The sequence below is a fragment of the Maribacter arcticus genome (assembly GCF_900167935.1).
GTDB lineage: Bacteria > Bacteroidota > Bacteroidia > Flavobacteriales > Flavobacteriaceae > Maribacter > Maribacter arcticus.
The window spans coordinates 1-25,755 of record NZ_FUYL01000004.1 but is presented as its reverse complement, the minus strand read 5'-3'; the positions used below and the strand labels follow the sequence as shown (position 1 = coordinate 25,755).

The 25,755-nt window shown below is 34.5% G+C and carries 19 protein-coding genes; 10 read left to right on the top strand and 9 right to left on the bottom strand.

The window, feature by feature from the left end:
* Positions 1 to 6: 6 nt before the first annotated feature.
* The 7 genes from B5X55_RS07305 to B5X55_RS07275 all read right to left on the bottom strand — a co-directional run bounded on the left by B5X55_RS07305 (position 7) and on the right by B5X55_RS07275 (position 7,254).
* Positions 7 to 651, bottom strand: coding sequence for an outer membrane lipoprotein periplasmic chaperone LolA1 (locus B5X55_RS07305; RefSeq protein WP_079512250.1), 645 nt, complete (start codon positions 649 to 651; stop codon positions 7 to 9).
* A 13-nt stretch (positions 652 to 664) separates the two neighbouring features.
* Positions 665 to 3,028 carry an FtsK/SpoIIIE family DNA translocase gene (locus B5X55_RS07300; RefSeq protein ID WP_079511965.1) on the bottom strand — a complete coding sequence of 788 codons (2,364 nt, stop codon included), beginning with the start codon at positions 3,026 to 3,028 and terminating at the stop codon, positions 665 to 667.
* A gap of 63 nt (positions 3,029 to 3,091) precedes the next feature.
* Positions 3,092 to 3,457 (bottom strand): diacylglycerol kinase family protein, encoded by a 366-nt coding sequence (locus tag B5X55_RS07295; RefSeq protein WP_079511964.1) that lies wholly within the window; start codon positions 3,455 to 3,457, stop codon positions 3,092 to 3,094.
* A gap of 15 nt (positions 3,458 to 3,472) precedes the next feature.
* Positions 3,473 to 3,976: a thiol peroxidase gene (gene tpx / locus B5X55_RS07290; protein WP_079511963.1), complete on the bottom strand. Its 504-nt coding sequence runs from the start codon at positions 3,974 to 3,976 to the stop codon at positions 3,473 to 3,475.
* A 120-nt stretch (positions 3,977 to 4,096) separates the two neighbouring features.
* Positions 4,097 to 4,342, bottom strand: coding sequence for a DUF6952 family protein (locus B5X55_RS07285; RefSeq protein ID WP_079511962.1), 246 nt, complete (start codon positions 4,340 to 4,342; stop codon positions 4,097 to 4,099).
* Positions 4,343 to 4,492: 150 nt separating this feature from the next.
* On the bottom strand, positions 4,493 to 5,959 hold the full coding sequence (nhaC, locus tag B5X55_RS07280) for a Na+/H+ antiporter NhaC (protein ID WP_079511961.1): 1,467 nt from the start codon (positions 5,957 to 5,959) through the stop codon (positions 4,493 to 4,495).
* Between the two features lie 74 nt (positions 5,960 to 6,033).
* Positions 6,034 to 7,254: an aminotransferase class I/II-fold pyridoxal phosphate-dependent enzyme gene (locus B5X55_RS07275; protein ID WP_079511960.1), complete on the bottom strand. Its 1,221-nt coding sequence runs from the start codon at positions 7,252 to 7,254 to the stop codon at positions 6,034 to 6,036.
* Positions 7,255 to 7,404: 150 nt separating this feature from the next.
* Here B5X55_RS07275 and B5X55_RS07270 point away from each other — a divergent pair, with 150 nt between their 5' ends.
* The gene (locus tag B5X55_RS07270) at positions 7,405 to 7,863 is read left to right on the top strand and encodes an Lrp/AsnC family transcriptional regulator (protein ID WP_079512249.1); all 459 of its coding nucleotides are present in this window, start codon (positions 7,405 to 7,407) and stop codon (positions 7,861 to 7,863) included.
* A gap of 48 nt (positions 7,864 to 7,911) precedes the next feature.
* Positions 7,912 to 9,318 carry a dihydrolipoyl dehydrogenase gene (gene lpdA, locus B5X55_RS07265; protein ID WP_079511959.1) on the top strand — a complete coding sequence of 469 codons (1,407 nt, stop codon included), beginning with the start codon at positions 7,912 to 7,914 and terminating at the stop codon, positions 9,316 to 9,318.
* Positions 9,319 to 9,409: 91 nt separating this feature from the next.
* Here the strand turns inward: lpdA and B5X55_RS07260 are convergent, their stop codons facing one another.
* The gene (locus tag B5X55_RS07260) at positions 9,410 to 10,594 is read right to left on the bottom strand and encodes a heparan-alpha-glucosaminide N-acetyltransferase domain-containing protein (protein ID WP_079511958.1); all 1,185 of its coding nucleotides are present in this window, start codon (positions 10,592 to 10,594) and stop codon (positions 9,410 to 9,412) included.
* A 127-nt stretch (positions 10,595 to 10,721) separates the two neighbouring features.
* On the opposite strand from B5X55_RS07260, the gene B5X55_RS07255 reads away from it, so the two are divergent.
* From B5X55_RS07255 to B5X55_RS07220, 8 genes are all read left to right on the top strand, one after another.
* A complete protein-coding gene (locus B5X55_RS07255; RefSeq protein WP_079511957.1) occupies positions 10,722 to 11,258 on the top strand; it encodes an NADPH-dependent FMN reductase in 537 nt (178 codons plus the stop codon).
* 75 nt (positions 11,259 to 11,333) lie between these two features.
* Positions 11,334 to 12,644: a tRNA lysidine(34) synthetase TilS gene (gene tilS, locus B5X55_RS07250; RefSeq protein WP_079511956.1), complete on the top strand. Its 1,311-nt coding sequence runs from the start codon at positions 11,334 to 11,336 to the stop codon at positions 12,642 to 12,644.
* On the top strand, positions 12,644 to 14,605 hold the full coding sequence (locus B5X55_RS07245) for a protein-disulfide reductase DsbD family protein (RefSeq protein ID WP_143814446.1): 1,962 nt from the start codon (positions 12,644 to 12,646) through the stop codon (positions 14,603 to 14,605). The genes tilS and B5X55_RS07245 overlap by 1 nt, the downstream gene beginning before the upstream one ends.
* 107 nt (positions 14,606 to 14,712) lie before the next feature.
* Positions 14,713 to 17,112 (top strand): penicillin acylase family protein, encoded by a 2,400-nt coding sequence (locus tag B5X55_RS07240; RefSeq protein ID WP_079511954.1) that lies wholly within the window; start codon positions 14,713 to 14,715, stop codon positions 17,110 to 17,112.
* A gap of 173 nt (positions 17,113 to 17,285) precedes the next feature.
* Positions 17,286 to 20,096, top strand: a complete 2,811-nt coding sequence (locus tag B5X55_RS07235) for a TonB-dependent receptor (protein ID WP_079511953.1) — start codon at positions 17,286 to 17,288, stop codon at positions 20,094 to 20,096.
* Between the two features lie 9 nt (positions 20,097 to 20,105).
* A complete protein-coding gene (locus B5X55_RS07230) occupies positions 20,106 to 21,488 on the top strand; it encodes a DUF4249 domain-containing protein (protein ID WP_079511952.1) in 1,383 nt (460 codons plus the stop codon).
* Between the two features lie 12 nt (positions 21,489 to 21,500).
* Entirely contained in the window at positions 21,501 to 23,279 is a 1,779-nt protein-coding gene (locus B5X55_RS07225) for a Plug domain-containing protein (protein WP_079511951.1), read from the top strand.
* A 69-nt stretch (positions 23,280 to 23,348) separates the two neighbouring features.
* Positions 23,349 to 24,884, top strand: coding sequence for a YifB family Mg chelatase-like AAA ATPase (locus B5X55_RS07220; RefSeq protein WP_079511950.1), 1,536 nt, complete (start codon positions 23,349 to 23,351; stop codon positions 24,882 to 24,884).
* 25 nt (positions 24,885 to 24,909) lie between these two features.
* Here B5X55_RS07220 and B5X55_RS07215 read toward each other — a convergent pair whose 3' ends face one another.
* Positions 24,910 to 25,683, bottom strand: a complete 774-nt coding sequence (locus tag B5X55_RS07215; protein ID WP_143814430.1) for a DUF6090 family protein — start codon at positions 25,681 to 25,683, stop codon at positions 24,910 to 24,912.
* Positions 25,684 to 25,755 lie beyond the last annotated feature (72 nt).

Sequence of the window (25,755 nt, the reverse complement as noted above, 5' to 3'; positions counted from 1 at the left end):
ATAGTTCTAATTTCTTAGAATGAAATAGCCTTCATCCTTATATTTAGCTTCATCAAAAGTAAATAAGGTTTTGGATAAAACTTCGTCTGTTTTAAAAGAATTAACAGTGATTGTAGTCTTTGTTCCGTTCTTTCCTGTTTCAATTAATTTATAAATATGCATTGTGCCCATATCTATTCCCAGTAATCTCGATTTTATTTCGGTGTCAGAATCTATAGGTGTCAATTTCACATATTGAATTTTCCTTCCTTGTATATCTTGTAAGATATCCCAGGCATAATTATGACCTTCTTTGTAAAAAGTCAACATTTTTGAAGGTGTCATTGCGTTTTCATCGTCAGACTTATCTTCGATGGTGACTTCTTCGTTTTCTGGTACAATAGTATACACCTTCTTACCGTCGTACAATTGTTGAGAGCCTAGGTAATTGAAAATGTATTTGTTGCCTTCAAGTGTAACATCGCCTCTAGTCTCTTGGTTAATACCTGCTTCAACGTTCTTTAAATCGAACTTGAAATCAACATAGATGTTATTGTAACTCTGAACTTTAGTATAGACTTGATCTAATAAAGCTTTAGCCTTATCTGCACCTTGAGCATTAGCAAAGTTTGCGGTAAGCATAATCGTTAATACAATAATAATTTTCTTCATCTCTTTTTTAATATTATTCATTATCCAATAATTGTTGAAGGGCTACCATGTCTGATATATAAACTTGCCTTGCTTTACTGCCTTCAAAAGGGCCTACAATTCCTGCAGCTTCCAATTGATCGATTATTCTACCAGCGCGATTGTACCCTAATTTTAGTTTTCTTTGAATTAAAGATGCTGAACCTTGTTGTGCAATTACAATTACTTCAGCAGCTTCACGGAACTTTTGGTCCCTATCTGAAACATTATAATCAACACTCGTGCCAGAATCTTCTCCGCTATATTCAGGAAGTTCATAGGCATCTGGGTATGCACGCTGACTACCAATATATTCAACAATTTTTGCAACTTCAGGTGTGTCAACAAATGCGCATTGAATTCTGGTAACATCATTACCTTGGGTGAACAACATATCTCCACGACCAATTAATTGGTCGGCGCCAGAAGTGTCTAATATTGTTCTAGAATCTATTTTAGAGGTGACTCGAAAAGCTAATCTCGCTGGGAAGTTGGCTTTAATTATACCCGTAATAACGTTAACAGATGGTCGTTGTGTTGCAATTATTAAGTGAATACCAATGGCTCTAGCCAATTGTGCAAGTCTTGCTACTGGTGTTTCCACTTCTTTACCGGCAGTCATAATTAAATCGGCAAACTCATCAATTACCAGTACAATGTATGGTAAAAACTTATGCCCGTCATTCGGATTCAATTTACGAGCCTTGAATTTTGTATTGTATTCCTTTAAATTACGAACCATCGCTAATTTCAAAAGTTCATATCGGTTATCCATTTCAATACAAAGTGAATTAAGGGTATGAATCACCTTTGTATTATCAGTTATGATAGCTTCTGCGGAATCAGGAAGTTTAGCCAAGAAATGGCGTTCAATCTTATTATAAAGCGTTAATTCAACTTTCTTTGGATCTACCAATATAAATTTAACTTCTGCAGGATGCTTTTTATATAATAAGGAAGTTAATACGGCATTTAAACCAACAGATTTACCTTGGCCTGTTGCGCCTGCCATTAAAAGGTGAGGCATTTTGGCTAAATCGACAACAAAGGTTTCATTGCTAATTGTTTTACCAAAAGCTATTGGTAATTCCATTTCTGCCTTCTGAAATTTACTCGATGCAATTACCGAACGCATAGAAACAATAGTTGCGTTTTTGTTAGGTACTTCTATGCCTATAGTACCTTTACCAGGAATTGGCGCGATAATACGAATACCTAATGCCGCTAATGACAAAGCAATATCATCTTCTAGGTTTTTAATTTTAGATATTCTTACGCCCGCCTCAGGTACAATCTCATACAAGGTAACGGTAGGTCCAATAGTAGCTTTTATTTGGGCGATTCCTATTTTATAATTTTTTAGGGTCTCAACAATTTTATTCTTGTTTTCCTCTAACTCTTCTTGATTTATAGTAATACCACCGGTAACTCCATGTTGGTCTAATAGCTCTATAGTAGGAAATTTATAGCTACCCAATTCTAAAGTAGGGTCGAACTCTCCGAAATCATCTACCAATTTATTAGCTAGGATGTCAATTTCTTCAGGTTCCTCAATTACTTGCTCAACTTCCATAGCAATAGTTTCCTCTGGTTCTGGAGTAGTTATTTCAAAACTTTTCAGGTCGTCTTCTTTTTCTAAATGCGGAATCTCTGTTTTGTGGGTGTATGTGTCTAAGATTACCGGTAGGTCTTCGTCTAAAGAGGTGCTAAATGTCTCGTCAGCCTTGGCTGCCTTTCTTTCTTTACTGGCTTTAAATTCTGTTGAAATTGCCTCTTTTCTTGATTTAAAAAAGGAAGAAATTTCTTCAGGAGTAATTTCAAACAATCGTACAAAAATGAAAATAAGACCGAAAACCAATAACAAGAGTACACCTATTTTGCCGGCATAATCTTGTAAAAAATCATTCATTTCAAAACCTACTAATCCGCCTAATAACGGACTACTTGTTGCAAAGAAACCTAAGGCAACAGAAATCCATACAACGAAAAGTAAGCCCCAAAACCATTTTTTAAATAAAGCTTTTAAGGGAAGTCCTAAAAACAAATATATTCCTGTGATGCAAATTAAAAAAGGGAGTATAAGTGAAGCTATACCAAAGCCCTTGTACATGAAAAAGTGGCTTATGCTTGCACCGAATTTGTTCAATAAATTTTTGGCTAGCTCATTACGATCCTTGAATTCAGAAAGAAGACTTTGATCATCTTGCCAATTAAAATAAAACGATATAAATGAAAAGAACAATGCGATACTAAAAAGCATCAGCAAACTACCCAAAATAATTTTATTCTGTTTGGATAATATAAACGTTGATCCTTTTTTAGTAGGTTTTGGCTTTGATTTAGTTGCCTTCTTTGCCATTAAAAATTAATTCTGGTGCTAAATTACAAATTTACGATGAGCTATAGGAAACAATGATGCTACCTATAAAATTTTGGGCAAGTATATGATTAAACCAATAATAGCTGCTGCTATTGAAACCAGCATAACCGCCCCAGCAGAAATATCCTTAATGAAACCAATTTTTACATCGAATTCAGGTTGTACGAAATCAGATATTTTTTCAACAGCCGTATTCATCCCTTCAATACCGAGTACCAATGCTATGGCGAATATTTGAGATATCCATTCTGTATTGGATATCTCAAAATAAAAACCTGCAGCAGTCATAACTATCGCAATAAAAACTTGAATTTTTATGCTTGCTTCGGTACGTATCAGCAAGAAGGCACCTTTTAAGGCGAAACCAACACTTTTAATACGATTGACCAAAAAAGATTCTTTGGGCATGAGTGTCGTTTGTTATTAGTTCATTAACGCTTCTAGAGCAGCTTTGTAATTTGGCTCTTCAGTAATTTCAGCTACTTGTTCGGTGTATAATACGTTTCCTTTTTCATCAACAACCACTACAGCTCTTGAATGTAAAGGAGCTAAGGGTCCATCAGAAAAATCAACATGGTACGATTTTCCAAAATTACCATCTCTAAAATCAGAAAGCATTTCAACGTTTTCGATACCTTCTGCTCCACAAAATCTAGCTTGCGCAAAAGGAAGGTCTTTAGATACACAAAGTACGATGGTGTTATTTAATTCAGCAGCCTCTTTATTAAATTGTCTAACTGATTGTGCACATGTACCGGTAGCGACACTGGGAAATATATTTAAAACCACTCTTGAGCCTTCATAATCTGAAAGTTTTACAGTAGATAAGTCATTTTTAGTTAGTTGAAATTCAGGTGCTTTTCCGCCAGTTGCTGGTAAAGAACCTAAAGTATGTATTGCATTTCCTTTTAATGTAACCGAAGCCATAACCTTAGTGTTTATATGATTGAAAGCGTGAAATTATAAAATATTAAGATGAAACGTGGGCTTAAATGAATAAAAAAGTCCTTTCATATGGAAAGGACTTTTTTTGTTGTACAGAATAATTTACTTGTCTATAGAGCCCATCACGCGTAGCATGAACTGGTTTAGAGCTTCTTTTTTAGGTGTGCCTTGTTGTATGCTACTTGCTACATCTAATGCTCCGTACATATTTGAAATCAGTTCTCCGATTACGTTGAGTTCTTCATCTTTTAAAGAAGGTAACTCGGTCAACGTTTCTAAAGTCACAATGGTCTCTAAAATGTAATCGCTGTCTTTTTCTTCTATGAACTCGGTTAGTAGCTTAATTATGGGGTAATCTCATTAATTTGCTCTTTTAAAAGGTCATATGCATGAGTCTACACCTGGTTTTTAAACCTATTAAAGACCAAGTAATTTGACTACATAATTGTAAGATTAATAGAATATAATAAGTAGAGTTTTAATTAAAAAAATCAATAATTACCCATCTTTGCTAACCAATTGCCTTATTTTAATATTGAAGGCTGCAAATAGTAATGTCATAATAGGACTCAGCCAATTGAATATGGCGTATGCGAAATATTCTGAGACACTTACGCCTAGTACTCCAGATTGATATGCTCCACAAGTGTTCCAAGGTATTAGTACAGAAGTAACAGTACCAGAATCTTCCAAAGTTCTACTTAAGTTTTCAGGAGCTAACCCTCTATCTTGATATGCTTTTTTAAACATTTTTCCAGGAATTACTATTGCCAAGTATTGATCACTGGCTATTACATTTAAACCGATACAACTAAGAACTGTGCTTGTAAAAAGTCCGAATACACTTTTTGCAACGGCTAGTAATGATTGTGTAATTCTTGCGAGTGCGCCAATGCCATCCATTATGCCTCCAAAAACCATGGCGCAGCAGATAAGATAAATGGTCCAAAGCATTCCATTCATTCCTCCTGAACTAAAAAGCTCATTCAATTTTTCGTTTTCAGTTACTATAGCGGTGTCAGTCAGCATAGAATTTATAAGGGCGCTAAATTTAGAATCTGAAAGACTTGATAAAATTTCAGGTTGAAAAATAAAAGAAAAAACGGCTGCCAAAAGAACTCCTGTGCCCAGTGCTATTAGGGGCTTGGTTTTCAATAAGATTAGCACTATAACAGCTACTGGTACTATAAATAAATATGGTGTTATATTAAATGTATGCGCAATTGTTTTTAGTAATCCTGTTACATCTGCATTACCCGTAGTGTCAATATTTAAACTGATTATAGAAAAGGCAATAATAGTTATTAATATGGTAGGGCCTGTTGTATAGAACATATACTTAATATGTGTGAACAAGTCTGTTCCTGCCATAGCGGGTGCTAAATTCGTGGTGTCACTTAATGGAGACATTTTATCTCCGAAATATGCTCCTGAAATTACCGCACCTGCAATCATGCCTGTAGGTATGCCCAATGCTGTTCCTATACCTACCAGAGCGATACCTACGGTCGCCGAAGTTGTCCATGAGCTACCAGTAGCAATAGAAATGATAGCGGCAATTACAATTGATGCAGGAAGAAATATTGATGGACTCAACACTTTTAGTCCGTAATAAACCATAGCTGGAATAATTCCGCTTACTAACCAAGTGCCCGCTAATGCGCCAACCAAAAACAATATCATAATAGGAACAAAAACACTTTTTAGGTTCTCATAAATTTCCCTAACCATGGTTTCGAATGTCGTCTTGTTGAAAAAACCAACGATAGCAGCAAAAACACCCCCAATAAGTAATATAATCTGATTTGAGTATTCACCAAACCATTCTCCATCCGCAAAGAATATGTTATAAGCTAACATTATCATCAAAAGCACAACGGGAATGAGGGCTTCTAGCAGATTAAGTTCTTTGTTGGCTACGATATGTTCGTTTTCCCTATGCTCATTAGAATTTTGGTTTGACATTTAAAATGCGTTTGGTTAATACGTAATATTACGATTTATGCTACGGATGTGCAAGCCGTATCTAAATTTGAATATTATGAATTTACGCCAATGATATTCAGTATTTTAAGGTCTAATAGGCATTGTTTCATTAGAGAGTAAGTTCTTTTAATATCATCATCTAACCCAATTGAAAAACGAATTAGTCCGTTTCCTAGGCCCATTTCTTTTTGCTCTTCTAAAGGGATTTCAGAGGAAGTAGAGCTTCCTGGTGCGCTGAAAAGAGTTTTATAGAAACCAAGGCTAACTGCCAAGTATCCCAACTTTCTTTCCTGCATTAATTCCATTAGTGCATTAGCATTCTCTAATGTCCCAACATCCATGGTAACCAATCCACCATATCCATATTCAGGATTCATTTGATCTTCCATAATCAAATGACCAGGATGGGAGGGAAGTCCTGGGTAAACTACTCGTAAACCATCCTTTTCAAAATTCTCCGCTAAGAACATTGCATTTTCACTATGTTTTTTCATGCGTATGTGAAGAGTTCGCATATTTTTCAAAATAGAAGCTGCACGCAAACTATCTAAAGTACTACCCAACAACATACCTGCACCATTATTAACATCTTTAAGGCTAAGGCAAAATTCTGATGTACCGCAAACTACACCTGCAACACAATCGCTAGTTCCGTTTATAAATTTGGTAAGACTATGAATAACAATATCAGCTCCTAATTTAGTAGGGGTTACTGAAAGAGGTGAAAATGTATTGTCAACTACCAAAGGAAGTTCATTGTTCTTTGCAATGCGTGAGAGTGCAGAAATATCTGCTACCTCTAATAACGGGTTGCTAACACTTTCACAATAAATCATTTTCGTCTTTGAAGTAATGGCTTTCGCTACTGCATCAAGATCTGTGATATCTAAGAAGGTTGTCTTTATTCCGAATTTGATTAAGAAATTCTTCATAAAGGCATAGGTGCCTCCATAAATAGTTCTACTGCTAATAATATGGTCACCTGCGTTACAAAGTTGAAGTATAACGGCAGTAATAGCACCCATGCCACTAGCAGTGACGTTTGCGCTTTCAGTACCTTCTAATGCAGCTAGAGCTTCGCCTAAATATAAATTGGAAGGTGAAGAATGTCTACTGTATAAATAACAACCTTCTGTATTCCCCTCAAAAGTATCGAACATGGTTTTTGCCGATATAAATGTATAGGTAGAGGAATCTGATATGGATGGATTAACACCGCCATATTCCCCGAAATATTGTAAGTCTTGTAAATCGTTGCTAGTCTTTTGGCTCATGGGTTGTAATTTTAAGTAAATCTAGCCTTTGATAGAGAGATTGTCAATGTAAACTTCATTATTCAGTTTTTTAAACTAATATTTTAAATTAAATAGAATTATTTTCTATTAATGATTAAATTTGATGAACTATTTAGAATCATAATCACTATGAAACTTGACGAAACAGATATCAATTTACTTGAACTTTTACAGGCAGATAGTAAAAAAACCACAAAGGAATATGCCTTAAAGCTTGGCTTGTCTACCACGGCTATTTATGAGCGTATAAAAAGGTTAGAAAGAACAGGAGCTATTAGAGACTATGTAGCCTTAGTAGATAAGGCAATAGTTGATAGGAACTTTACCGTATTTTGCCATGTGAAACTTGTGCAGCATGTAAAAGATAATATTGAACAGTTCGAAGCTCAAGTATTACGATTGCAAGAGGTTGTAGAATGTCATCATCTTAGTGGAGATTATGATTACCTATTAAAAATTCATGTTCAAGATATGGATGCCTATAGAAATTTTATGGTCAACAAACTAACTGCCATGAATCATATTGGTAGTACACAAAGTTCTTTTACGATAAAAGAGGTCAAGCATTCTACCGCTATACCGCTTTAAAACTAAAAATAGTATTAATTTTGTATCACATTAGAAAACAAATATTTTATGGATCAATATGATGTAGCCATTATAGGCTCAGGACCTGGAGGATACGTAGCAGCAATACGTTGTGCACAACTAGGAATGAAAACAGCAATAATTGAAAAATATTCTACTTTAGGTGGAACCTGTTTAAATGTAGGGTGTATACCTTCTAAGGCAATGTTAGATTCTTCTCATCATTATGAAGATGCCATTAATCATTTTGAAGAACACGGAATTGAAATTCCTGGAGAGATAAAGGTGAATTTGGAAAAGATGATTGGTCGTAAGCAAAGCGTAGTTGATCAAACTACCAAGGGCATTCAATTCTTAATGGATAAAAATAAGATTACTGTTTTTGAAGGACTTGGAAGCTTTAAAGACGCTACGCATGTTAGTATTAAAAAGAACGACGGTAAAACAGAAGAAATAGAGGCAAAAAATATAATAATTGCTACAGGGTCTAAACCATCTACCTTACCATTTATTAAGATTGATAAGGAGCGTATAATTACATCTACTGAAGCTTTAGAGCTTAAAGAAGTGCCAAAACATATGATTGTTATTGGTGGAGGTGTTATTGGTTTAGAATTAGGCCAAGTTTACAAAAGACTTGGTGCGGATGTAACTGTGGTTGAATTCATGGATCGTATTATTCCTGGTATGGATGCTGCCCTTTCAAAAGAATTGACCAAGGTGATGAAAAAGCAAAAAGTAAAATTTGCTTTATCTCACAAAGTGAAATCAGTAGAACGAAAAGGCGATAAAGTCATTGTAAAGGCTGATGATAAAAAAGGACAAGAAGTTATCTTTGAAGGTGACTATTGTTTGGTTGCGGTAGGTAGAAAACCTTATACAGAAGGATTGAATGCTGATGCAGCTGGTGTAAAATTAGACGATAGAGGAAAAGTGATAGTTGATGAACACTTAAAAACTAACGTTGATAATATCTATGCAGTAGGTGATGTTATAAAAGGAGCTATGTTAGCTCATAAGGCAGAAGAAGAAGGTACTTTGGTGGCCGAGCTAATTGCGGGTCAAAAACCACATATCGATTACAACTTAATACCTGGTGTTGTGTATACTTGGCCAGAAGTTGCTGCTGTTGGTAAAACAGAAGAGGAGCTTAAAGAGGCCGGTGTTGATTACAAAGTAGGGCAGTTTCCTATGCGTGCATTAGGGCGTGCAAGAGCAAGTATGGATACTGATGGTTTCGTTAAGATATTAGCAGATAAGAAGACTGATGAAGTATTAGGGGTGCATATGATTGGCGCTCGCTGTGCAGATTTAATTACTGAGGCTGTAACTGCAATGGAATTTAGAGCATCAGCTGAAGATATTTCTCGAATGAGCCATGCTCACCCAACATATGCCGAAGCAGTTAAAGAAGCAGCATTAGCAGCAACTGGTGATCGTGCTTTGCATATCTAAAAGTGTAGATAATATATATTTAAAAAGCAGCCTTTTGGCTGCTTTTTTGTTTTATTAACTCTTCTTAGGTGTTCACTAGATAGAGCCTTAATTAATTTTTTATTAAGCCTAAAGCGCGAAGTATTTTTTCGGTTAGCGTTCTTACGATTTCAAAAGCGATAAGTGCAGCTTGTTCTAAATATATTCTCGTAGTAGATAAAAATGAAAACAAACCAGATTTAACTTCAGCTTTATGATTTTCATATTTTAAAGCTATGAAGGTGCTTGCGATCATAAATAGTATTGCTCCAAATACCGCTACCCAAGGATTTAAAGAATGGTGGAAAAAGCGATATAGCCCAATACCAGTAAAACTTCCGTAAAGAATAATAAAATGAATAATGTATATCGATAAAGTGCTTTGTCCTATTTTCAACCAAGTGCTATTCATTAAATATTTACGTAGAATAATAAATATTGAAAAAACGATAAGAACATCACCTAAACGAATGAATAAATAGTTGTTATTGAAAATTGATTGGAATAATTGTATTCCTGTTGCTTCATAAATGGAATAGAAAAAGTCTGAAGAAAAAAGGATTAAAACCAATCCGGTTAGTATATAAATAGGAACGATGTAGGTGTATAAATTTTTATTGTCTTGATATTTAGAGAATATAACAGACATGAAGCTACCCATAGTAGCATAGCCCAACCATGGTATTATCGTAAATACAGACCCGTTAGACTTTGAGAGGTAATTCGCGATAAACTGAGGTAAATATTCAAAACTAGATGCCTTATAAGTAGGTTCGAATAAGAATAATAAAAACGTTGTGGATATCAATATAATAGGGAAAATCCATTTTTGTTTGGTGAAGGTGAGTAGGTAAAAACCGGTGATAAACAATAATGAAAGTCCTATACAGTGTAATACGTCTATAAGGTAGAAAGAGTCGTAAACCTCCCCTTTGAAAATACCGAAGAGGTTCATTCTTAAAAGGTATCCTATGGCTAAAAGTTCAAATCCTCTTTTAAGACCCTTTTTTACACGAGGGTTGTCCCAACCAGTTTGTGGAGATTTAATCAATAGAAAAGTAAAGATGAACCCAGATACTGTAAAGAATACAGGAGCTGTAATTCCTCTAAAATATTTCCATGTGTTAAACAGAAAATTAGAATTATCTCGAAAGGCATTATCTAGTAATCCATCAATAAAATGACCTTGTAACATCATTAAGATGGCCCAAGCTCTTATGGCATCTAAAAAAAACAATCTTGACTTAGAGTTGCTCATTATAGTAATTATATCCTATATACTTATGAAACAGTATGTTTGGATGTTTACGGCTGCAAAATTAGATAAAATAAGTTAAGGTTTATTCTAATTGAATTAAATTCGCAAACATTCAAAAATCAGGTTCATGGGGTATGTTTTAGCATTTGCAGGTAGTAATTCTTCAGTTTCTATCAATTATGAATTGGTGAAGTTTACTTCATCTTTAATAAATGGTCATGAAGTACGGTTGCGTGATATGGCAAATTGCCCATTTCCTATGTATAGTCAAGATGTTGAGAAGGAAAACGGATTCTCAAATTCACTTGTTGAATTTAAAAATGAAATTAGCAATGCTAAAGCTTTAATAATTTCTGTAAATGAACATAATAGCTATCCTTCTGCTTATTTTAAAAATGTAATAGATTGGCTTTCTAGGTTAGATGCTCAGTTTTTAGTTGATAAGAAGATTTTGTTAATGGCAACTTCAAATGGAGGTCGTGGTGCTATTGGTGCTTTAGAGGTTGCAGAAAAAATGTTGACTCGGTTTAAGGGTGATGTTGTAGAAAGCTTTTCGCTGCCTAGGTATGGTGAAAATTTCGATAAAGAAAAAGGAATTACTAACTCGGATTTAGCCAAAATTCATGCTGAGAAAGTGGCTTCTTTCGTTAAATTAATTTCTTAATTCTTAGGAGATGATTTAAGGGATAAAACTCGAGGATATTCGTAATGATCATAGATACTTAGTTACCTTTATGCCGTGTTAAAAGCGTTTAAAAAACATATTGAAGATTCTTTTCCAGAGTTGCTAGATAATCACTTCATTATTGCTTGTAGTGGAGGTTTGGATAGTATGGTACTTACTGATTTGTGCCAACAGGCTCAACTTCAATTTTCTTTAGCGCATTGCAACTTTAGATTGCGAGGTGAAGATAGTATCGGAGATGAAAATTTTGTTCGCGAATATGGAGAGAAGTTAGGTATAGTAGTCTACGTGACCCATTTTGATACTATTGACTATGTAAATGAGCACAAAGGTTCAGTTCAAATGGCAGCACGTGAACTTCGCTATACTTGGTTTGAACAGTTATTAGTACAGCATAATATTCCATATATTTTAACTGCCCACCATGCCAATGATAATGTAGAGACTTTTTTAATAAACCTCTCTAGGGGAACTGGTATAGACGGATTAATAGGAATACCAGCTAAAACAGCTATTTTAAGAAGACCTCTTTTGCCTTATACTAGGCAGGAGTTAGAGTTATATGCTGAAGAGCACGAACTAAATTGGCGAGAAGACGCAAGTAATACTGATACCAAGTATTTAAGGAACAAAATACGGTTAGAGATTATACCAAAATTGAGCGAGTTGCACCCTACTTTTTTTGATAATTTCAATAATACGATTCATTATTTAAGTCAGACCGAAACCATTGCCTCCGCTTGTCTTGGAAAGTTGAAAGAAGAGCTTTTTATTGAAATAGATAATAAGTTTGAAATTTCAATTTCGAAGCTTAAAAAATTAAATCCGCTTTCAACGTATCTATACGGACTTTTTAATGAGTACGGATTTAAGGAATTAGAGAATCTTGAGGCTTTATTAGACGGGTTGAGCGGAAAACAGTTGGTGTCTTCAACGCATGTTTTGGTGAAGAATCGTGACGTATTGTTGTTGTCGCCTATTGATAAGAAAGAAGATGAAGAACAGGAGTTTTTAATAAAGGAAAATTTAGTAGAAATAAATCATCCTTTATCGCTGAAATTTTCGGTAGTACCTGAACGTTATAATAATTCACTAAAGGAGATATTCGTTCAAAAAAATACGTTAAAGTATCCTTTGGTGATAAGGAAATGGAAAAAGGGCGACTACTTTTATCCATTGGGCTTAAATCATAAAAAGAAACTTTCAAAGTTTTTTAAAGATGAGAAGGTTGATGTTCTTTCGAAAGAAGAGATATGGTTATTATGCTCTAATGAGCAAATTGTATGGGTTATAGGTATGCGGGCAGACCATCGATTTAGAGTTGAAAATAGCGCCGAAGAGATTTTAAAAATAGAAATGACATGATGAGAATAATTGCTTTACTACTTTTTATGGTTGTGTTGCCTTTTGGTGCATATGCCCAATCGGATGATAACCCGGTAGTTTGGGAGCAGGAAATAAATAAAATTTCTGAAACCGAGTATGAATTGGTGATGCAGGCAAAAATTCTTGAGGGTTGGCATATGTACTCTCAATTCACATCAGAATTTGGATCATTGCCTAGCGAGTTTACTTATAACGGTAATGGTAGTATTTATGAATTAATTGATGGCACGCTTGAGAGTGAAACAATTAAGGAGTACAGTGATATTTTTGAAGTAGAGGAAACCTATTTTAAAGATGATGCAATTTTCACACAGCGTATTAAAATTTTGGATCCTTCTATAAACCAAATCGATATTGATTTGTTTTTTCAAGTCTGTAAGGAAGTCTGTATCCCTATGGATAAAAAGTTTATTTTCACTTTAGATGGTTCTAAAGCGAAGGAACTTATTACTACTGTAGATGATAGGAGCTTAGTATTAGGTGAAAAATTAAGATTAGATCTTAAAAATAAAGAACTCCTTACTCAAGGTCAAGATAATATTTCCGAAAGCACAAATATTTGGGTCATTTTCGGATTAGGTTTCCTTGGCGGTCTGATAGCTTTATTGACACCTTGTGTGTTTCCTATGATACCTTTAACCGTGTCATTTTTTACAAAGCACTCACAGAAGAAATCAAAAGGGATTATAAATGCATTGTTGTATGGTTTCTTTATTGTACTTATTTACTTTTTATTAAGTCTGCCATTTCATTTATTTGATTCGGTCGATTCGCAGATACTGAATTCAATAGCAACTAATGTATGGTTGAATCTTTTATTCTTTTTCATATTTCTATTTTTTGCTTTTTCCTTTTTTGGATACTATGAGCTAACCTTGCCAAATTCATGGGCAAATAAAATGGATGCTGCTTCATCTAAGGTTGGCGGAGTTATCGGTATCTTTTTTATGGCGGTAACCTTAGCTATAGTGTCATTTTCATGCACAGGGCCTATTTTAGGAGGGTTATTAGGTGGTACTACATTGGCGGAAGGTGAAGTAGCGACTAATCTTACTGCAGGTATGACCGGTTTCGGAGTTGCTCTAGCTTTACCATTTGCTCTTTTTGCATTATTCCCGGCATGGTTGAATTCACTTCCAAAATCTGGTGGATGGATGACTACAGTAAAAGTAGTACTCGGATTTTTAGAAATAGGCTTGGCATTAAAATTCTTATCAAACGCAGATATGGTCGGGCATTGGGGGATATTAAAGCGAGAAATATTTTTAGGAATATGGATTGTTTTAGGAATAGCGATGACACTTTATTTATTTGGTCTATATAAGTTTCCGCATGACGGGCCTATTAAGAAATTAGCTGTCGGTCGCAAATTAACAGCTTTCTTAAGTTTAGCATTTACAGTTTACTTGATACTGGGTGTTACCAAAATAACCCACTTAAAATTATTGAGTGGTTTTCCACCACCAGAGTTTTACAGCGTATTTGAACAAGAGAGCGAGTGTCCGCTAGGAATTAACTGCTTTCAAGATTTTGAGGAAGGTTTGGCATATGCTAAGGAAGTAAATAAGCCAATTCTGTTAGATTTTACGGGTTGGGCATGTGTCAACTGTAGAAAGATGGAGGAGAATGTTTGGAGTGATCCTGACGTGTTTCCTATAATTAAGAACAATTACGTGCTCATTTCATTATATACAGATGATAGAGAAGAACTTCCTGAATCTGAACAGTTTAATTTTCAATTTGATAGTGGTCGTGTAAAAGAGATTAGCAACATTGCTCAAAAATGGGGTACGTTTCAAGATGTAAACTTTAATTCTATCTCTCAACCTTTTTATGTGTTGTTATCTCCAGACTTAAAAGTGCTCAATACAACCATTCAAAATTCTGATATTCCTACTTATAAAAACTGGCTGTTAGAGGGTCTTAAAAATAATAATTAATGTTCATGTCCTGTAAGATGTTGACTTCTCGTCAATAAAAAGCAGTACTACGAAGTGTTAGGTGTTAAAATTAATCATAACTTAGGATTTAATTCTCCCGTTAAATTATGAGAACATTAAAAAGAATCGGAAAAATCCTATTGGCAATTCTCGTCCTATTAGTAATAGGAATTGGAATTTTTATTTACACATTAAAACCAGATTATACTGGTGAGCAAGAACTTGTTCATCTTGAGAAAGAGGTTAGTGTGTACTATGATAATTATGGTATACCGCATATATATGGAGCGAACGAAAAAGATGCTTTTAGGGTATTAGGTTACGTTCACGCACAAGACCGTTTATGGCAAATGGAGCTACTTCGAAGAATTGCAAGTGGCGGTTTATCTGAAGTTTTTGGTAAAGATTTAGTAGGAACCGATAAGTTCTTTCTCTCATTAGGTATTGCAGATGCCTCTAAAATTACTGTTGCCAATGTTGATGAGGAAAATGAAGGTGTTGTTTTGGCTAAAGCATATTTAGATGGTATTAACCAATTTATTGCTGAAGGACCAACACCAATTGAATTTTACCTAACTGGTATTGAAAAAGAAGAATTCGTTTTAGAAGATGTGTATAACACTATAGGTTATATGGCATTCAGTTTCGCCATGGCACATAAAACAGACCCGCTTTTAACAACTATAAATTCTAAATTAGGTCCCGATTATTTGAAAGATTTACATATTGAGTCTGATGTTACTACAGAATGGATTAAAAATTATAACCCTACTCAGAACGATTCTATTCAGAACAATCTTACAACGGCGGTTAACAAGGCATTAGGTGTATTGAATGTTCCATTATTTGAGGGTAGTAATAGTTGGGTTATCGCTCCTGAAAAGACAAAGAACGGAAAAGTCATTTTAGCTAATGACCCGCATATTGGTTTTGCTCAGCCTTCTGTTTGGTTCGAGGCTCATATAGAAACCCCCAACTATTCTAAATATGGCTATCATATAGCAGGTATACCCTTTCCTATGTTGGGGCATAATAGAAAGTTGGCTTATGGTGTTACTATGTTCGAGAATGATGATGTTGATTTTTATTACGAACAGAACAATCCAGATAATGCTGATCAATACCTTTCTTCGAATGGGTATGTAGATTATGAGATTATAAATAAAACCATTAAAGTAAAAGATTCAAAAGATATAGAATTTACCTATAAGAAATCTGTACACGGACCTATTTTGAACGGTATTGCAGACCAAATACAAGGAGATAGGCCAATAGCCATGTCATGGATTTACACCCAAATGGATAATAAGGTAATAGATGCATTATTCGGATTGAGCCACGCTAATAATCTCAATGAATTTAAGACGGCATTACCGAATATTCATGCACCAGGATTAAATATAATGTATGGAGATGCTGAGGGCAATGTAGCTTGGTTTGCAACTGCGCAACTATACAATATTCCAGATTCTATAAACACTAAATTGATTTATGAAGTAGGAGAGGGACTTCCATTACAAAAAGAGCTGCTTAGCTTTAGTGAAAATCCTCAGGCGATAAATCCGTCAAATCATTACGTGTATTCAGCGAATAACCAACCTGATTCTATTGCAGGTATGCTTTACCCAGGGTATTACTTACCAGAGAATAGGGCAAAGAGAATTGTAAATCTGTTAGCGCCTAAAAATGACTGGGATAAAGAATCTGCAAGTGAAATGATTACCGATGTTACATCATCTGTAGAACCAACAATAATAGCAGATTTAGCCAAATTCATTGATATTAATTTGTTGACTGAAACAGGGCTGAAAGTTATAGATAGTTTAAAAATGTGGAATGGCAATTACAATCTTCAATCGGTAGAGGCGACAGTCTATAATCGTTGGATTTACTATTATTTAAAAAATACATTTAAAGATGAATTAGGAGAAGAATTGTTTACTCAGTTTTTAAGTACCCATTTTATGAAACGTCTTATCGCGCCATTATCGAGAAATGAAAGTTCGGTCTGGTGGGATGACGTGTCTACTACTGATGTTAAAGAAAACATGCAGGATATTGTAAATAAATCCTTTACCGAAGCAATAAAATCATTGGAAAATGACTTTGGAAAAAATAGGGAAAGTTGGGAGTGGAAGAATGTTCATACTATAGAGCATAGTCACCCAATTGGGCAAATTGCTGCACTACGATCATTTTTTAACGTAGGCCCTTATCCTATAGAGGGTTCAAGGGAAGTTATCAATAACCTTGGGTTTTCTTATGATGAAACTGGCTTATATAAAACCAGTTCAGGACCATCAACAAGAAGAATTGTTGATTTTTCAGATATTGAAAATAGTATTAGTATTTTACCTACCGGTCAATCTGGTAATCCTTTTAGTAGTCATTATAAAGATCAGGCAGAAATGTTTGTTAACGGTGAATTTCGTAAAATGATGATGAATAAAGATGAGGTTATGGAAAGTTCAGAATCTGTTTTGTTATTTAAGCCGTTTGAAAATTAGGATGAATGTTACATCTGTAAAATGAAAGCCTAAAATTGGGATTATTTATATTATTGACCATGTTTATTAAGCAATTGATTTTAAAACAGATATACTTTTAAAACTTGTTATAATTGCATATTTTCGGTTTGATATATCATTTTAAAGAATATGTCTTAATTTTTATGTGCTAGATGAATAAATCTTTTCTTGGGTCATCGATAGTGAATCAATTTGTGTGTAAACTGCTTTTTGTATGTTTTATTTTATCTAATTTTCACTGTTACAGTCAAAATAATCCAACCAAATTATCCATTTCTTTTTCGGAATCTAAACTTAAATCTGCTTTAGATTCAATAGAATCAAAAACTAATTTTCGATTTTATTACTTAGAGAATTGGTTTGGTGATAAAACTATAACTAAGGATTTTAACAATGAATCGATAGAAGAAATTTTAAAAGAATTGTGTAAAAACACTCAAGTTAATTTTTATTTTTTTGATGATAAGAAGATAATTTTCACACAGAATGGTATTATTTATAATGAACTGCCAACCGGTTTCTTTATAGAAGTTGATAATAAAGACACCATAAGCATTACCAGCACCAAACGTATTTCCCCTCCTGTTTTTTATGCCGAAAATAAAATACAAAATAAAACAATTCTTGAGACGGTAAGAATTGGAAAATCAGATACTAATACTGCAGCACAATTTTTTGTACTACAAGGTCAAGTAAGAATTAAAAAGACCGGTGAACCAATTCCAGATCTGTCTATTGTTTCAAAAGATAGAGGAATTGGAACAGTAACAAATGTCGAAGGTAATTACAGTATTAGATTGCCTGTTGGGCAAAATATATTGAAGACCAGTTCAATGGGTATTAAAGGTACTGAAAGACAGGTTTTGATTTTTAATAATGGCACCTTAGATTTTGAGTTGGAAGAAAGCTTGGAGATGCTTGAAGAAGTGGTTGTAGAAGCTGATGCGGCAAAAAATGTTGAAGAAGCTATTACGGGTACTACTCAAATTGTCTCTGAAGAATCAAAAAATATTCCTCTTGTTTTGGGGGAGCGAGATATTTTGCAAGTAGCCAAGGCCTTACCAGGAATTTCTTCTGCAGGAGAGGGTGCCACTGGTTTTAATGTGCGAGGAGGAAAGACAGACCAAAATTTAATTCTTCTTGATGATGCGGTTATTTATAATCCATCACATTTTTTCGGAATATTTCAAGCTTTAAACCCTTTTACTACAAAAGGAGTTGAAATATTTAAAGGCAATATTCCTGCGGAATATGGGGGAAGATTATCCTCTGTTTTTGATATCGAAACAAAGGATGGAAATCTAGAGAAATTTTCTGGTGAAGCTTCTGTTGGACCTGTTACTGCGAATTTAGCATTGGAAATTCCACTAACTAAAGAAAAATCTTCCTTGGTGTTTGGGGCACGTGGTGCATATTCAGATTGGATTTTGAAATCATTAGATGAAGAGTCTTTAAATAATAGTACAGCATCCTTTTATGATGGTATTATTAAATACAATAACAAGGTAAATGAAAGCAACGATGTTCGTGCAACTGGTTATTTTAGTAGAGATGCCTTTAGTATCACTTCTGATTCTATTTACAACTATAGTAATCGCGGTTTTTCGGTAAGATGGGATCATAAGTTTAATGATAAAAATACAGGTAGTCTTATTCTTGCTAATAGTCAGTATAAATTTAATATTGATTATGATGGGGAGTCTAATAATGACTTTCGGTTGGGCTATAGTATTGATGAGACAGAAATTAAGCTAAAATTTAATTATTTTTTAAATAATAAGCATACGCTTAGTTACGGAATTGCTAGTAAATTATATGGAGTAAATCCGGGTTTTATTTATCCTGAAGGAAATGAATCTGCAATTCAATCTTTATCAATTGCAAAAGAGAAAGCATTGGAATCTGCCCTATTTGTTTCAGACGAATTTAAGATTACGGACAAGCTTATGTTTGATGTTGGCCTTCGATATTCCTTCTTCGCGGCGCTTGGTAAATCTGAACAACGAATTTATGAAGATGGAGTTCCGCGTAATGAAGGCAGTATCATCGATACGGTGCAATATGGGAACAACGAAATTATTAAAACGTATGGTGGTCCAGAATTACGAGCATCAGCACGGTATTTTTTGAAACCGGATCTTTCGCTAAAGGCTAGTTTTAACAACGGTTATCAGTTTATACATACGCTATCCAATAATACTACAGTATCACCGATAGACACATGGAAATTATCAGACACCAATATTAAACCCCAGCGAGGCAATCAATATTCATTGGGTTTATATCAAAACTTAAAAGACAATGTGTATGAATTAAGTTTGGAAGGGTATTATAAAACTTCCAAAGATGTGTTAGATTTTAAAACAGGTGCACAAATATTATTAAACGAAACTATTGAAACCGAGGTGTTGCAAGGGGAAGGTAAATCATATGGAGTAGAATTATTATTGCGTAAAAATAAAGGACGGTTAAATGGATGGCTGGCCTATACCTATTCTCGATCTTTAATAAAATTCAATAGTGAATTTAGTGAGGAGCGTATTAATAACGGAGAGTTTTTCCCTTCAAATTATGACAAACCTCATGATATAAGCCTTATTACCAACTATAAATTTACAAGACGCTACAGTATTTCGGCCAATTTTGTTTACCAAACAGGTCGTCCAATTACGTATCCAATTGGTACATATCAATTCAACAATGCAGAATATGTCTATTACAGTGACCGGAATGAATTTAGAATTCCAGATTATTACAGGTTGGATTTAGGTGTTAATATTGAAGGTAATCACAAAATCAAAAAATTTGCACATAGTTTTTGGACCATTTCGGTCTATAATGTTTTAGGGAGAAACAATCCTTATTCCGTATTTTTTGTAACAGAGGACGGTGGAGTAAAAGCTTTACAAAGCTCTATTTTTTCTATTCCAATACCATCTATTACCTACAATTTTAAATTTTAACTATTAACAATGCTAAAAAAATATTTAAATTTTAAAAGGCCATTGACCGAATTAAGTGGAAAGACATTAATTGGGGTTGTACAGACTAAAACGACCTTGATTCTTCTGTTTTCTATATTCTCTTTAACCAACTGCGTAGAAACATTTGACATACCCCCTGAAGTTGATGAAACTGTTTTGAGCGCTACCCTTATTATAGAAGCTACCATCACCAATGAATTAAAGCGCCAAAAGATTTTATTAAGTAGGCCTTCTAATTTTGATGTGGTTAATGATTTAGATAGTATTTACGACCCAAGGTTTCCTGAAATACCTAAAGAACCAAATTTTAATTATGAAGAAAATGCACAAGTAAGTGTTGTAGATAATAGAGGTAACGAATACGAGTTTGTTGAAACATCTCCAGGAACTTATCTTTCCAATGATAATTTTGCAGCAGAAAAAGATGTGCCGTATACCTTAAATGTATTAACTGATAAGGGTACAAGCTATGTTTCGAGTGCAGAAAGTTTTAGTTCATTTGGGCAAATAGAGGAATTGTATGCTGAACGAGATTTCAATGTTGATGGTGAGGAAGGGGTATTTATTTATTTGGATGGTGGTAGTACAAATACATCTGACAAGTATTATAGGTATACCTATGAGGAATCTTATAAAATCATTGCACCAGAATGGAGTGAAGAGGATTTTGTTCTTACAAATTATGACCCGTGTGCTTTGCCTACGGTAACTTATGATCTAGAAATTGTTAAAAGGGAAAATGAAGAAGGAAAAGTATGCTACAAAACTGATTATTCAAATACGATACTCCAAAATAGTACCGTCGGTTTGCAGGAAAATAGAGCTGTTGGTTTTCCCGTTCGGTTTTTAAATCGAAACAATTATATTATTTCCCACCGGTACAGCATTCTTGTTAAGCAATATTTGCAATCAGTAGATGCTTATAATTATTACCGAACATTGGAAAGTTTTGGCTCTTCTGAAAATATTTTCTCCACTGTTCAACCAGGTCTTTTAATAGGTAATATTAAATCTGAAAATGAAGGTAATGCCCAAGTTGTGGGATATTTTGAGGTAGCATCTGTGACAGAAAAAAGGGTTTATTTTAATTATGAAGACTTATTTCCAGAGGAAGCCTTGCCAGCTTATGCCGTTAACTGTTTTCCTTTTTCGCCGCCTTTAGAACATCCATCGTATTGCTATACAGGTGAGATTAACTGGCCTTGTCCTATTTCAATTTTAGAAGGCGTAAATGTAAATCTATTCGCGTATTATGGTGAAAATACAGAGGGAATTGGGGCTTGTCCTGGGCCGTACTTAGTCACCTTTAGAGCATGTAGCGACTGTACAGTGCTTGGAGATTCAGCAATACCTGATTTTTGGGAGGATTAATTTAAAGTTTATATGAGAAATAGTATAATTGTTCTTTGTTTGTTTCTAACCCAGTTTGGGGGTATTTACGCACAATATGTTATTGAAGATAGTGCAGAGCTCGAAACGCTTAAAAAACTGCCACTAGAAAAGATATACTTACATTCTAATACTTCTTTATTTTTCCCCGGTGAGTACTTGTATTACAGTATGAATTGTATAAATACAATGACCAATAGGTTGAGTACAATTAGTAGGGTTGGTTATGTAGAATTAATTGATGAAAATCATAGGAGTTTATTTAAGCAAAAAGTGCTAATAGTCGGAGGCAAGGGCCAGGGTGATTTTTTTATCCCAGTTACATTTCCTTCAGGTAATTATAAATTGATTGCCTATACCCATTGGATGAGGAATGTGGGCTTATCTCAATTCTATCAAGATGATATTGTGATAATAAATCCATACCAAATAGATCAAGAAAATTTACGTAATAAAAAAGAGGAAACTATTAATTTGGATGTCGTTCAAGTAAATAATACTGAATTTCAGTTAGAAGACAAATCAATTCAGTTACAGACAGAAAAAAATGTTTTTGGAAAGCGTGAAAAGGTTTCTCTAGTTCCAAGAAATTATAAAGGTCCATTAGGCCATGGAAATTATTCTATAAGCGTGCGCCTTAAAAATAATTTGGATGTAAAGCCTGCAATGAATGCTACATTCTTTGGTGATAAGTATCTGAATAGTACCAAAATATTGCCTAAAAATATTAACGATTCTATCTATTTGCCAGAACAACGGGGAGAATTATTTTATGGGCGTGTTTTAGATAAGGAAGATAATCCTGTTGTAAATGAAACTGTAATAATTTCGATTCCAGGTGAAGATTTTCAGTTAAAATCTGCTATTACTGATAAATCAGGTAGTTTTTACACTTATGTCAACAAGCCTTATACTGCAGCGACTATTATAGCTCAGGCCATTGATAAGGATGCTAATAATATGGTTTCGCTAATAGATAAACCAGAGATGGAATTTGAAACTCTTCAATTTAACGACTTTACGCTTAACAGTAAAATGGAAAAAGCAATATTAGAGCGAAGTGTTTACAACCAAGTTGAAAATGGATTTTATAGCGCTAAGCCCGATTCTATTTTGACTAACGCAACAATAGATCCTTTTGATGGAGGCAGTCCAGAAATCATTAAACTAGATGAGTTTACAAGGTTTCCTACAATACGAGAGACATTGGTTGAGTTAGTGCCTAATGTTTGGGTGAAAAGACTTGACAACGGGAACTACACTTTTTGGGTTAGGGAAAAGTTGGAAAAATATGAAATAGAATTTGAATCAGATCCTCCCTTGGTTTTGGTAGATGGGGTATTTGTGCCAGACCATACTTCTATATTGGATTTTAATGCTCGACTAGTAGATAGAATTAGTATTCTTAGAGATCCTTTGGTACTTGGTGATAAAAAGTATTTGGGTATGGTGGTGATAGAAACTATAGAAGGTGATTACTTAAATAGAATAGTAGATCATAATATGGCCATTAACGATTTAGAAATGCCAACTAGTTTAAAGAATTATTTTAATCAGTCTTATGCAGCAGATAATGTGGATAAATTTAAAAACATACCAGATTTTCGTAGTCAATTATATTGGAACCCTACCATTCTTATTGATCAAAATAGTAATGAGAAAAATTATGAATTTTATACATCCGATATTTCTGGTGAATATGAAATAGTGTTAGAAGGTTTTACAACATACGGTAAACCCATAACTGTAAAAAAAACAATTACAATAGAATAGTTTGATACTTTTTCACATCAATTACTTCCTAAAATTAAAAAGTATTATTTTTAGTGTTAAACACTAATAATGCTTACAAAAGTTTATGGTAGTGCTGTTTTTGGCGTAGAGGCTACCACCATAGTTGTTGAAGTAAATATCGATAAAGGAATTGGATATCATTTGGTAGGTCTACCAGATAATGCAATTAAAGAAAGTAATTACAGAATTGCTGCCGCACTACAAAACAACGGTTATAAAATTCCGGGTAAAAAAATCACTATTAATATGGCTCCTGCAGATCTTCGTAAAGAAGGATCTGCCTATGATCTTACATTGGCTATAGGTATTCTTGCAGCTTCTAATCAGATTAAATCTGAGAATATTGAGAAGTACATTATCATGGGAGAACTTTCCTTAGATGGTGGACTACAGCCAATAAAAGGCGCATTACCTATTGCAATTAAAGCTCAAGAGGAAGGTTTTACAGGTTTTATGCTACCTACTGCAAATGCAAAAGAAGCAGCTATTGTTGGTGATTTGAAAGTATACGGAATTGATAATATTAAGCAAGTAATAGATTTCTTTGATAAAGGAACTCCCCTTGAACAAACTATTATAGATACACGTGAAGAGTTTTATAAAAACCTTGATTTCCCTGAGTTTGATTTTTCAGATGTAAAGGGACAAGAAAGTATAAAGCGCTGTATGGAGATTGCAGCGGCTGGTGGGCATAATGTTATTTTAATTGGTCCACCAGGTGCAGGTAAAACTATGCTAGCAAAAAGGCTTCCATCTATTTTGCCACCCATGACATTACATGAAGCTTTAGAGACGACTAAAATTCATAGTGTTGTCGGTAAGATTAAGAATATGGGTTTAATGAGTCAACGGCCATTTAGGAGCCCTCACCATACCATATCAGATGTTGCTTTAGTCGGCGGTGGTTCGTATCCACAGCCTGGTGAAATTTCCCTTTCCCATAATGGTGTTTTATTCTTAGATGAATTACCAGAGTTTAAACGAGGCGTTTTAGAGGTGCTGAGACAACCTTTAGAAGATAGGGAAGTAACGATATCACGAGCACGATTTACGGTAACCTACCCCAGTAGTTTTATGCTAGTGGCTAGTATGAACCCAAGTCCGGGTGGGTATTTTAATGATCCTGATGCCCCAGTAACATCCTCGCCGGCAGAAATGCAACGGTATTTAAGTAAAATTTCTGGTCCGTTATTGGATCGTATCGATATTCATATCGAGGTTACGCCGGTTCCTTTCGAGAAATTATCAGAAGAACGAAAAGGAGAAGGGAGCGTAGAAATAAGAAAACGAGTTACATCAGCACGTGAAATACAAACATTACGATTTTCTGAATTAGAGAATGTGCATTACAATGCGCAAATGAATACCAAACAGATCCGTTTGTACTGCAAACTAGACGAAAAATCGAAGTCCCTCTTGAAAAATGCTATGGAGCGGTTAAACTTATCTGCACGAGCCTATGACAGAATTCTTAAAGTAGCAAGAACAATTGCAGACCTTGGTGGTGATACAAATTTGAACGGGGATCATATTTCAGAAGCCATTCAATATCGGAGTCTGGACAGAGAGGGGTGGTTGGGGTGAACATTGAACATTAAGCTATTAATAGTCAATCGCTTTTTTCAAGTTCATTTTTTACTAGTTTGGCAAGGTTTGAATAATACGCTAGGAGATCTCTTCCTTCGTGTGCTCTCACACGGTACCTATATCTTCCATAACCCAATAGGTTATTGAAATAAAGATCTGACAGAAGACTGGAAATCTGTTCATTGGAGATAAGAAAGTTACCCTTTCTAGAATCTTTATAAGTCATGTCCACATCCGTTTGATCATAAAGCGGAATTTTTTGTCGTAAATATGGGTTTAGTTGATCTTCTAAAAAGTTCTCGATTGTTATATCTTCTTCACCATAATCGTCTAGCCTGCCTTTAAGGCCGGCCAATTGTATTTTCAAAGCCTCATTTCTAATTAAATCCAACTCACCAGAACTAAGGAGCGCCTCAACCGTTCCACTTTGTGGATTAAAAGATGTACGAACACCTATCCTATATAATAGATCACTAAAATCTACCGTAGGTATCGAATTAAAATTCATAGATCCTGAAAGTACCATAAGGGAATCGTTAGCCAAATAAGTAATTGTGTCTCCCTTTATTTGCTTACCTAATTGTTGTTTTTGGGATATGAGTTCTGTTAAAAGTGAGGTAAGAATTTGATTTTCTTTACTCTTATTTTTCTGCTTTTCATTCCAATTATTAATTGACAGAGCAATCAAAATACCAATTACCACAAGCACAATCTCTCCAATAGCATATTTTAAATACTTTCCAGTCTTATTTTTCTCCATAAGGTCGTAGCGTATTTTTCTAAAGAATTTTATCATTGGTTAGTGGTTAGCCTTTCGTTTTTAATTGTTCAAGCATTCTCTTAGAATTGACACTTTCTGGATTTAATT

Excerpts from the sequence above, each read along its gene's own strand:
- B5X55_RS07300 (WP_079511965.1), bottom strand. The coding sequence starts at position 3,028 with ATGGCAAAGAAGGCAACTAAATCAAAGCCAAAACCTACTAAAAAAGGA.
- B5X55_RS07255 (WP_079511957.1), top strand. The coding sequence starts at position 10,722 with ATGGGGTATGTTTTAGCATTTGCAGGTAGTAATTCTTCAGTTTCTATC.
- B5X55_RS07220 (WP_079511950.1), top strand. The coding sequence starts at position 23,349 with ATGCTTACAAAAGTTTATGGTAGTGCTGTTTTTGGCGTAGAGGCTACC.
- B5X55_RS07230 (WP_079511952.1), top strand. The coding sequence starts at position 20,106 with ATGCTAAAAAAATATTTAAATTTTAAAAGGCCATTGACCGAATTAAGT.
- B5X55_RS07295 (WP_079511964.1), bottom strand. The coding sequence starts at position 3,457 with ATGCCCAAAGAATCTTTTTTGGTCAATCGTATTAAAAGTGTTGGTTTC.
- B5X55_RS07270 (WP_079512249.1), top strand. The coding sequence starts at position 7,405 with ATGAAACTTGACGAAACAGATATCAATTTACTTGAACTTTTACAGGCA.
- tpx (WP_079511963.1), bottom strand. The coding sequence starts at position 3,976 with ATGGCTTCGGTTACATTAAAAGGAAATGCAATACATACTTTAGGTTCT.
- B5X55_RS07245 (WP_143814446.1), top strand. The coding sequence starts at position 12,644 with ATGAGAATAATTGCTTTACTACTTTTTATGGTTGTGTTGCCTTTTGGT.
- B5X55_RS07240 (WP_079511954.1), top strand. The coding sequence starts at position 14,713 with ATGAGAACATTAAAAAGAATCGGAAAAATCCTATTGGCAATTCTCGTC.
- B5X55_RS07235 (WP_079511953.1), top strand. The coding sequence starts at position 17,286 with ATGAATAAATCTTTTCTTGGGTCATCGATAGTGAATCAATTTGTGTGT.
- B5X55_RS07225 (WP_079511951.1), top strand. The coding sequence starts at position 21,501 with ATGAGAAATAGTATAATTGTTCTTTGTTTGTTTCTAACCCAGTTTGGG.
- B5X55_RS07275 (WP_079511960.1), bottom strand. The coding sequence starts at position 7,254 with ATGAGCCAAAAGACTAGCAACGATTTACAAGACTTACAATATTTCGGG.
- B5X55_RS07305 (WP_079512250.1), bottom strand. The coding sequence starts at position 651 with ATGAAGAAAATTATTATTGTATTAACGATTATGCTTACCGCAAACTTT.
- B5X55_RS07260 (WP_079511958.1), bottom strand. The coding sequence starts at position 10,594 with ATGAGCAACTCTAAGTCAAGATTGTTTTTTTTAGATGCCATAAGAGCT.
- nhaC (WP_079511961.1), bottom strand. The coding sequence starts at position 5,959 with ATGTCAAACCAAAATTCTAATGAGCATAGGGAAAACGAACATATCGTA.
- B5X55_RS07215 (WP_143814430.1), bottom strand. The coding sequence starts at position 25,683 with ATGATAAAATTCTTTAGAAAAATACGCTACGACCTTATGGAGAAAAAT.
- lpdA (WP_079511959.1), top strand. The coding sequence starts at position 7,912 with ATGGATCAATATGATGTAGCCATTATAGGCTCAGGACCTGGAGGATAC.